At 59.6% G+C, this 9,192-nt stretch carries 18 protein-coding genes; 2 read left to right on the forward strand and 16 right to left on the reverse strand.

Annotated elements, in window-relative coordinates; genetic code table 11:
• Nucleotides 1–154: 154 nt before the first annotated feature.
• The 16 genes from KY379_RS17655 to KY379_RS17730 all read right to left on the reverse strand — a co-directional run bounded on the left by KY379_RS17655 (nt 155) and on the right by KY379_RS17730 (nt 7,497).
• Complete coding sequence (locus KY379_RS17655) at nt 155–664, reverse strand: acyloxyacyl hydrolase (protein ID WP_261240291.1); 510 nt, start codon at nt 662–664, stop codon at nt 155–157.
• A gap of 232 nt (nt 665–896) precedes the next feature.
• The gene (locus tag KY379_RS17660) at nt 897–1,586 is read right to left on the reverse strand and encodes a hypothetical protein (protein ID WP_261240290.1); all 690 of its coding nucleotides are present in this window, start codon (nt 1,584–1,586) and stop codon (nt 897–899) included.
• Entirely contained in the window at nt 1,583–1,705 is a 123-nt protein-coding gene (locus KY379_RS17665) for a hypothetical protein (protein WP_261240289.1), read from the reverse strand. Before KY379_RS17665 ends, KY379_RS17660 begins: the two co-directional genes overlap by 4 nt.
• Nucleotides 1,702–2,304: a recombination protein NinG gene (locus tag KY379_RS17670; protein WP_261240288.1), complete on the reverse strand. Its 603-nt coding sequence runs from the start codon at nt 2,302–2,304 to the stop codon at nt 1,702–1,704. Before KY379_RS17670 ends, KY379_RS17665 begins: the two co-directional genes overlap by 4 nt.
• Nucleotides 2,301–2,705, reverse strand: a complete 405-nt coding sequence (locus KY379_RS17675; RefSeq protein WP_409977284.1) for a recombination protein NinB — start codon at nt 2,703–2,705, stop codon at nt 2,301–2,303. The genes KY379_RS17670 and KY379_RS17675 overlap by 4 nt, the downstream gene beginning before the upstream one ends.
• A gap of 11 nt (nt 2,706–2,716) precedes the next feature.
• Nucleotides 2,717–3,301 carry an HNH endonuclease gene (locus KY379_RS17680; RefSeq protein ID WP_261240286.1) on the reverse strand — a complete coding sequence of 195 codons (585 nt, stop codon included), beginning with the start codon at nt 3,299–3,301 and terminating at the stop codon, nt 2,717–2,719.
• Nucleotides 3,302–3,361: 60 nt separating this feature from the next.
• Complete coding sequence (locus KY379_RS17685) at nt 3,362–3,925, reverse strand: hypothetical protein (RefSeq protein WP_261240285.1); 564 nt, start codon at nt 3,923–3,925, stop codon at nt 3,362–3,364.
• The gene (locus tag KY379_RS17690) at nt 3,922–4,053 is read right to left on the reverse strand and encodes a hypothetical protein (RefSeq protein WP_261240284.1); all 132 of its coding nucleotides are present in this window, start codon (nt 4,051–4,053) and stop codon (nt 3,922–3,924) included. Before KY379_RS17690 ends, KY379_RS17685 begins: the two co-directional genes overlap by 4 nt.
• Complete coding sequence (locus KY379_RS17695; protein WP_060498323.1) at nt 4,050–4,241, reverse strand: hypothetical protein; 192 nt, start codon at nt 4,239–4,241, stop codon at nt 4,050–4,052. The genes KY379_RS17690 and KY379_RS17695 overlap by 4 nt, the downstream gene beginning before the upstream one ends.
• Nucleotides 4,238–4,399 carry a hypothetical protein gene (locus KY379_RS17700; RefSeq protein ID WP_261240282.1) on the reverse strand — a complete coding sequence of 54 codons (162 nt, stop codon included), beginning with the start codon at nt 4,397–4,399 and terminating at the stop codon, nt 4,238–4,240. Before KY379_RS17700 ends, KY379_RS17695 begins: the two co-directional genes overlap by 4 nt.
• Nucleotides 4,399–5,205, reverse strand: coding sequence for an ATP-binding protein (locus KY379_RS17705; protein WP_261240280.1), 807 nt, complete (start codon nt 5,203–5,205; stop codon nt 4,399–4,401). Before KY379_RS17705 ends, KY379_RS17700 begins: the two co-directional genes overlap by 1 nt.
• The gene (locus KY379_RS17710) at nt 5,195–6,001 is read right to left on the reverse strand and encodes a hypothetical protein (protein WP_261240394.1); all 807 of its coding nucleotides are present in this window, start codon (nt 5,999–6,001) and stop codon (nt 5,195–5,197) included. The genes KY379_RS17705 and KY379_RS17710 overlap by 11 nt, the downstream gene beginning before the upstream one ends.
• Complete coding sequence (locus KY379_RS17715; RefSeq protein ID WP_261240278.1) at nt 6,001–6,777, reverse strand: phage antirepressor KilAC domain-containing protein; 777 nt, start codon at nt 6,775–6,777, stop codon at nt 6,001–6,003. Before KY379_RS17715 ends, KY379_RS17710 begins: the two co-directional genes overlap by 1 nt.
• An 87-nt stretch (nt 6,778–6,864) precedes the next feature.
• A complete protein-coding gene (locus KY379_RS17720) occupies nt 6,865–7,044 on the reverse strand; it encodes a hypothetical protein (protein WP_232858660.1) in 180 nt (59 codons plus the stop codon).
• 18 nt (nt 7,045–7,062) lie between these two features.
• On the reverse strand, nt 7,063–7,251 hold the full coding sequence (locus KY379_RS17725) for a hypothetical protein (RefSeq protein WP_015269827.1): 189 nt from the start codon (nt 7,249–7,251) through the stop codon (nt 7,063–7,065).
• Between the two features lie 30 nt (nt 7,252–7,281).
• Nucleotides 7,282–7,497 carry a helix-turn-helix transcriptional regulator gene (locus tag KY379_RS17730; protein WP_009397152.1) on the reverse strand — a complete coding sequence of 72 codons (216 nt, stop codon included), beginning with the start codon at nt 7,495–7,497 and terminating at the stop codon, nt 7,282–7,284.
• Nucleotides 7,498–7,600: 103 nt separating this feature from the next.
• Here KY379_RS17730 and KY379_RS17735 point away from each other — a divergent pair, with 103 nt between their 5' ends.
• Entirely contained in the window at nt 7,601–8,407 is an 807-nt protein-coding gene (locus KY379_RS17735) for an XRE family transcriptional regulator (protein WP_261240277.1), read from the forward strand.
• A 61-nt stretch (nt 8,408–8,468) separates the two neighbouring features.
• Nucleotides 8,469–9,119 carry a hypothetical protein gene (locus KY379_RS17740; RefSeq protein ID WP_261240276.1) on the forward strand — a complete coding sequence of 217 codons (651 nt, stop codon included), beginning with the start codon at nt 8,469–8,471 and terminating at the stop codon, nt 9,117–9,119.
• The last annotated feature ends 73 nt before the right edge of the window (nt 9,120–9,192 follow it).

The following is a 9,192-nucleotide window of genomic DNA, read 5'->3' on the forward strand; positions in this document are numbered from 1 at the left end:
CCCGATTTAGACCCTTATTAGGGCGCGGGCAAGTAAAAACGGTACACAGAGAGTCAGTTACATGGCCAACAGGCTCTATGCCAGGCATCGGCCGGCATGATTACCTAGGCACAAAAAAGCCCGCACAGGGCGGGCAAAGAGGGATCGTGCTTTTTTAAATCTGGTGGCTGTAGAACAGCGAGTACGACTCGATACCGTCGTTGGGCTGCTTAATGCCAGCGTTGGAATAGTGAATCGCTCGGATGCCAACCTTCTGCGTCTCGCCGATCTTCAAGCCCGCACCGATGCGGTCTTCGAAGTTGAAGGCCGAACCAAAGTCCTGGTCACCTGCGGACGTACCAGAGAAGACTGCCACGCCGATACCCGCCTCAACGAATGGCTTCACGTTACCGCTGCCGAACTCGTAAACGAAAACTGGCGCAAAGGACAGCGAGTGAGCGCCACCGGAAGCATCTCCTGCTTCCCAATAGGTATACCCAGCATCCCAGTAACCGGTTAGACGGCCAGTACTGGATTCAAACCAGCTTTTGTCCCAGTTAAAGCCAACGCCTGCACGCGCCGTAATGCCGCCTTGACTTGTCGCACCCAGCGCACCGGAAAGCTCAGCTGCTCCGGCAGACGCAGCAAAAAGGGACAGTACTGCAGCAGCTAGAACGGTTTTCATAATCACGGTCTTCCATGTTTGTTTAGTTAGCAACCTATCAGAATCATAGCGCCATCAAAACGTTCCGTGCTATACAAAAAAAATCTGACCTCGCCACAGGTGGCGTCGGGCCTCTTGAGGGCCTCTTCGGGCAATAAAAAACCCGGCTCATTGGCCGGGTTTCTTTTCGTCACTCATCAACACGCGCAGGAATGACAGGATGCAAGAATTTTGTTGCACCGTTGCAGAGTTGTCAAGCGGCATCTGCCATCAAAACGCCTTCCTCCTGAAGTATCTTGCCAGACGCGACCAGCGCCTCTGCAACCATCTCGTCCAGCACCTTCTCGATGGCCTTCTTCCAGCGCCAGTACGTGGTCCGGTTCAGGCCCTGCCCGTCCCAGGTGTTGATGTCGTAGAACTCGGCCGGCAACACGATCATGTCGGTGGAGCGCTTCACGTACTGCTCGCGGCGCGCCTGCCCGGCGTCCTCCGGCATCTCGCCACCTGCCAGGTGCTGGACCACGCCAGCGTGCAGCGAATCGAACTCTGCACGCTCGCGCGCTGCCCGGCTGGCCACCTCATGCCCAGACTGCGCCTGCACCCCCTTCACCGGCGGGATAGCCCAGGCGGTGACCGCCTTGTACCGGAACAGGCTCGGCGCCTGGGTCGCGATCAGCGGCACCAGCTTGCCGATCGCATCCACCTTCTTGGCCTTGTGGGTGGAGAACCTGGCCGTCAGCGCATTCCAGTGCCGCGGGATCAGCTTGCTATGCAGGCGGGCGTGCACCCAGCAGTCGACCAGCATCGCCGCATCTTTCCCGGAGATCTCCCCCTTCAGCTTCGAGGCCTGGACCTTAGGCTCGAAGTCGCCGCCGCCCACCCCGCTCATGGTCTCTGCCGCCAGGGCGCGAACTACTGCTGCCAACACGCTTTGGTATTTCATCGTCCCTGCTCCTTCTTGCGGCGGTTTGCGATCAACTGGCCGCGCAGAACGCACCAGGTGGAGGTGATGGTCATGGCCAGCAGGATGAGGCCGGTGGTGTCTTGGATAGTCCAGGTCATGCTGCTACCCTCTTTAGGTCGCGGAGTTTCTGCCTGTACAGGGCCTTGATGGCCTGTAGGTCTTCGATGGTCAGGCGCTGGGGCTTATGAGGCCCTTCGAGCCATTCAACCTGGTCGGCGCCGATGCGCTTCACCAACCGGATGCGGTACTCGATCGCGTTGCCCGACAGGTTCCGATTGCACTTCACGCACTGGCGGTGGACGTTCAACGGCTCGAAGCGCAGCTCCGGGCAAGCGCCGACTGACCGATAGTGCCCGGCATCCCAGCGGCTGCCAGTGATAAGGTCGTGGTCGCTCGGGAGCGAGTCGCAGCTGATGCACGGCAGGCCGGCGTCACGCTCGCGGATGTAGGCGTTGAACGCGGTCTGGGCCTCGGCCATGTGCTCGCGGCGGGTTTTCAGCTTATCCCGCCGCTCCTGCAGGTCCTGGCGGGCCTGCTTGGTGATGGCCTTGGCCGCAATCTTCTGCAGCTTCGGGTCCTTGGCCATGGCCTTGGCACAGGCGATGCTGCACACCTTCTGTGTGGTCATGTTCGGCTTGAAGTGCTGGCCGCAACCTGGCGCCTTGCATTTCTTCGGCTTGATCTCCTTGGTGATCATGAGTAGCGACCCTCCCAGTGGTCTTGCGCAGTCCAGCGCACGCCATGCTCGGCGCCGAAGGCGTGAATCCATTCCAGAAGGCTCGCGCACTGCTTCACGCTGAGCTTGCTGGTGCGCTCGTACACGACGTCGAAGCCGTTGCCATCGACTGCCGGGATCATCTGCGGCTTCTCACCGCTCTCACGCAGCCAGGCGGCCGTCAGGAGGCGCTTCCAGATCAGGACGTCCCACTTCTTGCCAGCATGCTCCACCTGCTTGGCGATATCGCTCAGGCAGGCGTGGAGTTTCTTGTTCTGCTCGCCGCTGCGGTCCTGGTCCTTGATGACGATCTTCTTGGGTCGGGTGAAGTCCTGGGCTTGAAGATGACCCAACAAACGGTTGGCATCGGCCATGCTATGCATAACGAATTCGGTCATGCCCGTGCTCTCCCATGATTTGCGTGAAAACCCAAACGGCTTTCAGCAGATTTCCTTGCACAGCACGCCTCGAAGAAGCAGCCGAAGTACCCGATGTGTTTGTTCTGGATCTTCACCAGCCAAAGCCCGCGCGACTTGAACCAGGAGACGCCCATCAGCCCCGACTTGTTGTCCGACCGAAGCTTCTGGTTCTGCATGTTCTGCTGATGGGTGACCGGCCTGAGGTTTTCTCCACCATTGCTCTTGGATGACCCATCCACGTGGTCGATCTCATCCGGGAGTGTCTTTTCGCGCATCATCCAGAGCACGCGATGAGCAAGGAGTAGCCGGCCGAAGACCTTGACCTGCAAATATCCCTTACTGTCGGTAGAGCCCGCCTTGCGGCCGGCATGCTTTGCGTTCCACGAGTTGGCAGCGCGAGAGCTTTTGAAGTGCTCTGCTGGCCTGGCCTTCCAAAACAGCTCGTCGCCGTGAATCTCAAAGCAGGCGCCCAGCAACTCAATGCTCGCCGGATCCGGCTTGGTCAGGTCGACCGCCTGCGCATTGACGTCGCCCATGCTTCGCATCAGGAACTCGGTCATGGCTGGCCTCCCTGGAACATGAGCAACAGGCACAAAACGATGAAGGAGAGTCCAATCACATCACCCATGGCTCGCCTCCTTGGCCATGGCCAGCCGCTCGACAGTCACTCGCCAATCGCCAATCTCGGCTCCATCCTTGGTCACGCCCTCCTCAGTGACGACGCTGCGAGCAGAATTCAAATCGCTCGCAAGACTGATGAGGATTCGCGAACAGGCTGACCAGATGGCGGCGCCTTGCTCGTCCGACTTGAGCTGCTCCATAGCGCGCAGAACTGCTTTCCAGTTCCCAGCATCCTTGCGCAGCGCCTCGTTCTCGGCCTTGAGCTGGTCGCGCTCATGCTGAACATCCAGAAGCTGGTCCTCTGCCTTTTCGCAATGCGAGACCCATACCTTCCGCCGATCCCGAAGGCTCAAGTTGAGCCGAAGATGCATGAGGCGCTGAGCATTCAGCATCTCTATCTCCGCGAGAAGGGCCAGGACAGTGGCCGGGCTGGCGGCGGCGATGAACTCCCTGTCATGCAGATGAGAAACGGCCTTTAGGCCATAGCTTCCAGCTGCGTACCACTTCGGCTCCAATGCAGACTGTCCTGCAAGATCCTTCAGCTTCTCTTTGTCGATGGTCATGGCTGCACCTCACACTCAGGCCAGATCAACTGCGCCTCACGCAGCGCACCGGCTTGATCCAGGCTCTGCTCCATCAGCACCATCTGGAAGGCCTTGAGGCCTACGATTACGGTCCATACGCGCTTCACACCCCCTCCCCGGCCGGCTGCCCGGCGCGCTCAAACTCAACGTGATATCCGCGCTTCTGGCTGCCATCGGCCATCACGACACGGCGGTCGGCACCCTTGGTCATGCGGACGATTTCACGGCCTTCCACGATTTGTGCGAAGCCCTGGCTCTTGAGCTGGGCGACTGTGATTTCTTGTGCTGGGGTCATTTGCACTCCTCCAGCGCCGCTTCCAGCCCGCGCTGCTCGCCAACGATCCGCACGCAGACCAGGGCAAAGGTTCGGCCCATATCCGTTGCGAACCAGTAGCCAGCCATAAGAGCCGAGACCATGGCCGCCGCCCAGATGAACTCCTTGAGAGCGCGCATCAGATGGCCTCCTTGCCGCGGTGCGATTCCCACTCGAACGGCACCACGATCATCCCGCCCTCGCGCAGGCGGTCGACGCAGCGCTCGCCCATGGCCACTGGCAGCTGCTCGGGGCCAAGGTTGGAGATCACCACAGTGGGCTTCACCTGCTCGTACCGGCCGTTGATGATCGCGAACAGGGTGGTCAGCTCGAAGTCGCTCGGCTGCTCCTTGCTCACGCCGACTTCGTCCAGCACCAGCAGGGAAGGCTCGATCAGGCTGGCCAGGATGCTCGCCTCGGTCGCCTCGCTGGAGCGGTCGTAGGTCGCGCGGATGGCTTGCAGGATCGACCCGACCGTCCGGTACACCGCCGAGTGCGACGTGTTTCGCATCAGGTCGTTGGCCATGGCGGCTCCCAGGTGGGTCTTGCCGGTTCCAGGCTTACCCAGCAGCACCATGCAGCGCCCGTTCTCGGCGATCTGGTCGAAGGTCTTCACGTAGTGTCGGCAGAAGCGCAGCGCCTCGGCCTGGCCCTTGTGCTCGGCCTTGTAGTTCGCCAGAGAGCGATCAGCGAAGCGTTTCGGGATCAGCGAGTCGCCCAGCTTGCGGGAGATCGCCAGGCGCACGTTAAGGGCCTGCTCGGTCTCGGCGCGAGCCTCACGCCCCTCCTTGGCAATGCGAGCGCATTCAGGGCAGTGGCTGCGCAGAGCCTTGCCCAACAGCATGGTGACCTTCTGCTCGAAGGGGCCATGCTTCTCGCACTCGGCTGGCTGGATGCGGGCAACGACTGCGCCCTGATCGATCTGGACGACTTTTTCAGAGCGCATAGCTTCCGTCCTCCCGCTGTTTCAGGCCTGAGGTGTAGTCGCGATCAGCGAAGCCGTGGTGACGACTGGTTGGCAGGTGGTGGACGTTGTCAGCAGGAACCTCGACCTCGTCCTCCCAGCGCTTCCCGTTGAGCCAGGTGGCCGCGTGGGGGATGAACTGGCCGTTGTCCTTCGTCCAGCCGGGCAACTGCCGGTGCTTGGCCAGGGCGGTGACGATGGTGTCGAACAGCTCCGCAGTGAGCTTGAGCTTTGCCCAGGCCTTCTCGGCCTTGTCCTTCCCAACCTTGCGCGGATACAGCTTCCAGAAGCGCGCGAACAGCTCGGCGGAATCGACCGGCGCGGGCGACGGGGTGAGGGAATCAGGAATCAGGAATCCGGAATCAAGAGAGAGGGAATCAGCAGGGAAAGAACTGTGCGAGTCTGGTGCTTGCACGGTGCTTTCCTCATGCTTTCCCTGGCATGCGTCTACTACGGGCATTTCAGGGATGGTGCTCTTGGCTTCCTTGACGTGTGGGTTCTGGTGCTTCGACCAGTTGATGACCTGAATAGCCTTCACGTCTCCCACGGTGTAGCGCTTGATGAACCCCAAATGATCCAGGTCATCGAGCATGCGGTCGATGTCGACATTGTCAGCAGGGAACAGGGCCATCTTCAGGCGGCGCGGGCGATCTTCCAGGCGCCCCTCACGATCTGCCTCGGTCCACAGACCGATGAACAGCAGGCGAGTGGCAAAGTCCAACTCTGCCAGGTGTTCGTTCGAGAAGAACCCTGGCTTGATGTTTCTTGAGCGGGCCATCATTGGGCCTCCAGGTTGTACTGTGCCCATAGGCCGGCCACCCAGGTGACGCCCTTGGGGGTAAATTTGGCTTGATTGAAGGCATGGCCGCTGTCGCTGGTACCGGTCTTGACACTGAACCGGCCAGCATCGATGTGCTGCTGGTAGGCCTGCCACTCGCCACCCATGCGGTACATGATCTTCTTGTCGAGCAGGAACTCGCGGAAGCGGGCCTCATTAGCTCTCAGCAGCTTGGCGGTTTGGCGGAAACCCTTGAGGCCGGTCGATTCGACGTACTTATCGACGAAATCGACCTTCGGCGCGGCGATAGCCAGGGCCTGCTGGGCGAGTTGGCGTTGCTCGTATTGCTCGGCCCAGGCGCGAGCTGCAACGGCAGGGTTGGAGAAGTCAGGTAGCGTGGCAATGACGCGACCGCTCAGGCGCTCTTCCAAGTCGGTCATGTGGTCATACACGGCCGCCTGCAACTCATAGCTGTAGGACATTGCCATCAAACACGCCTCACGCTTCGGGAAGCGGTAGCAGTCTTGGGTGCGGTTTTGGGCATCCTTGTAGATATCCCGAAACTTCGGGGCATCTTTCTTGAGCACCTTCGGCACCTTTGCCATCAGGTGGTCGTGGCGCAGGGCTGATTGGTCGCCGATCTCTTTGCGCTTGGCGTTGATGAAATCCACCAGCTCAAGACTGGTCATTGAAACTTCTCGCGCCACGAAATCGTGGTTCGCATTTTGTGGCGCGGGCCGGATGAGGGCCTGTACACTTGGGGTCTGTGGATGCATAATTGGTCTCACTTTTATGCGTTGCAGAGAGCCGGGCCTTCACCCCCGGCTTTTTTGTGCCCGCAATTCGGGCTTATCAGGGCCTGATCAGGCCTTGCGCTGGAACGGCTGAACCGTCCCCCTCGCGTTTCGAGGTTTCGTTCGGCTGGCCAGCTCTCGATCAATCAGCTCAGCGGCTAGCGCTTCTGGGGTAATGCCCCTTCTTCGCGCTTCACGCTCAAGCACATCCATCGAGCCCGGATCCAGACCGAATTGTTCGGTCGGCATAGGGCCTCCTCGCGGCCTTCAGGCTGCGCTCTGGTCACCGGTATTCTCAGAAGCCAACGCAGCCAGCTGCGCTTCCAGCAACTCGCGGCACAGCACAGCACGCTGGGTGCGGTGATATGCCGCCAGCGCCTGGATTAGGTTGAACGTGTCCTCATCGACCCGGACCTTGATCTCGCGGTCATGCAGGTGATTGCGGTTGGCGTACATGCGGGAGTAGCTCCTTGCAGTTGGAATTAGTTAGGCGGCGACTTGTGCCGGCGGGAACGCATCATCAAGGGCGCAACTGGCGCCCAGGACGTTCAGCGCTTCCACGATCTGGCGCGCCTCTTGAAGGCCCGGATTCCTGAGGCCTGATTCGTAATTCGCCAGGCGGGACTGATTCCAGCCGAGCTGACGGCGCAGCGCTGCCTGGGTAACGCCAGCCCTTTCGCGGATCGTTCGGACTTGGTTCATACGGTCTTCCTCCATTGATGACCGAAGGATAAACACGCATCGTGTTAACTGCAATCACAATAAGTGAAAGCTGGGTATTTCGTTTCGTGATGAAATTCCGCGCATGAACGAATCATTGAGCCAGCGCATCAAGCGCCTGAGAAAAGCCAAAGGGATGTCCCAGGCCCAACTTGCGGAGGCCTGCGGCTGGAAATCACAATCCCGGGTTGGTAACTATGAGGTCGGCACTCGCGAGCCGACCCTGGCCGATATCGCCTCGATGGCAGCAGCCTTGGGCGTGGACCAGTCCGAGCTGCTCCTGAATTCGCCGGCGCCAGAACCAACTGCCGCGCCTGAGCGGAGCATGGCCGATCTTGTGAAACAGATGCTCGCAAAGAGCGGAAAAGGCTTTTCCGAAGAGGCGCGCCGCCGGCTTCTCGCAGCAGCTGAGGAGCCGCAACCGTCAAACGTGATTGAGGCTGACTTCTCCCGGCCAGGCCTGGTAGGTGATGAGGTGTGGATTGCCCACTACGATGTCCGAGCATCAATGGGCGGCGGTCAGAGCGCGCACGACTTTCCAGAGCTGCTCAAAGACATCCGCGTCAGCCCGAGCCATCTCCGTGAGCTGGGCGTCGAGTTCGAAGAGCACTTCCACCTGAAAGTGGTCACCGGTTGGGGCCAGTCGATGGAGCCCACCATCAAGCACCGTGACCCGCTGATCGTGAATATCAACGTCCGCGAGTTCGTGGGGGATGGGGTTTACCTATTTGTCTGGGATGACCTGCTCTACATCAAGCGCCTGCAGGTGGCTGATGAGGAGCACTTCGAGATGATTTCGGACAACCCGCGGCACAAGGATCGGCTGATCCGGCGGGACATGACCTATATCCAGGCCAGGGTGCTGCTGGTTTGGAATGCTCATTTAGTATGAGGCCACAGCCCCCACTCCACCTGAAGGTGGCCTCAAAACAGCCACGAGAAACGGATAACTCATGAAGCGCCCTCTGATTGAGCCGAGATTGGTCGGCAAAAGATTCGATGACCATACGATTCCGTTAGAAATGCTTAAGGACCTTGCGGTCCTAGAGGAATTTCTGATTGCCGTCGCAAAATGGATCTACGTCCAAGACAATAGCCGGCAACGCTCGCCCAAGGGCTTCACAAGCCCGCTAACGCTAGCCTTGTCTGAAGTAAAAAAAGGCAGCGCCTGTCCAGCGATCGTAATCGAATACGAAGATCCTTCAGCAGGGCTGTTCCCAGCTGCCAATGAAGACTTCTTTTACCGAGCCGCAGACGCTATTGGCAGAGCAATTGATGCGGCGGAACACAATGAGCCCATCACTCAGCTCCCGGCTAATCTTCTGGGGTATTTTGATCGCTTCGGGCGAGGGTTGCGTGACGGGGAAATCCTTGAATTCTTCCCCGGTAAAGAGAGGCCGGCAAGGCTCACTAAGCTAACGCGCAGGCGCCTGCTGCTAGCGTCCCAGAATGAGGAGATCACTGAGGAGGTTACCGTTCGTGGGCTGGTTCCAGAACTAGACCAGGCGAAAATGAGCTTTGAGCTTCAGTTGCCGACCGGCCGAAAGATCACATCGTCTGTGGATGCGATCCATCTCGATACCATTCTCGAAGCAACAAGCTGAATCGCCCCTAGTTTCGTAGACACCTCCAAGCCTCATAATGAGGCCCAAATAGGAGGTGCCATGAGTCGTCAGC

It is taken from the genome of Pseudomonas sp. HD6422 (genome assembly GCF_025377065.1).
GTDB lineage: Bacteria > Pseudomonadota > Gammaproteobacteria > Pseudomonadales > Pseudomonadaceae > Aquipseudomonas > Aquipseudomonas putida_U.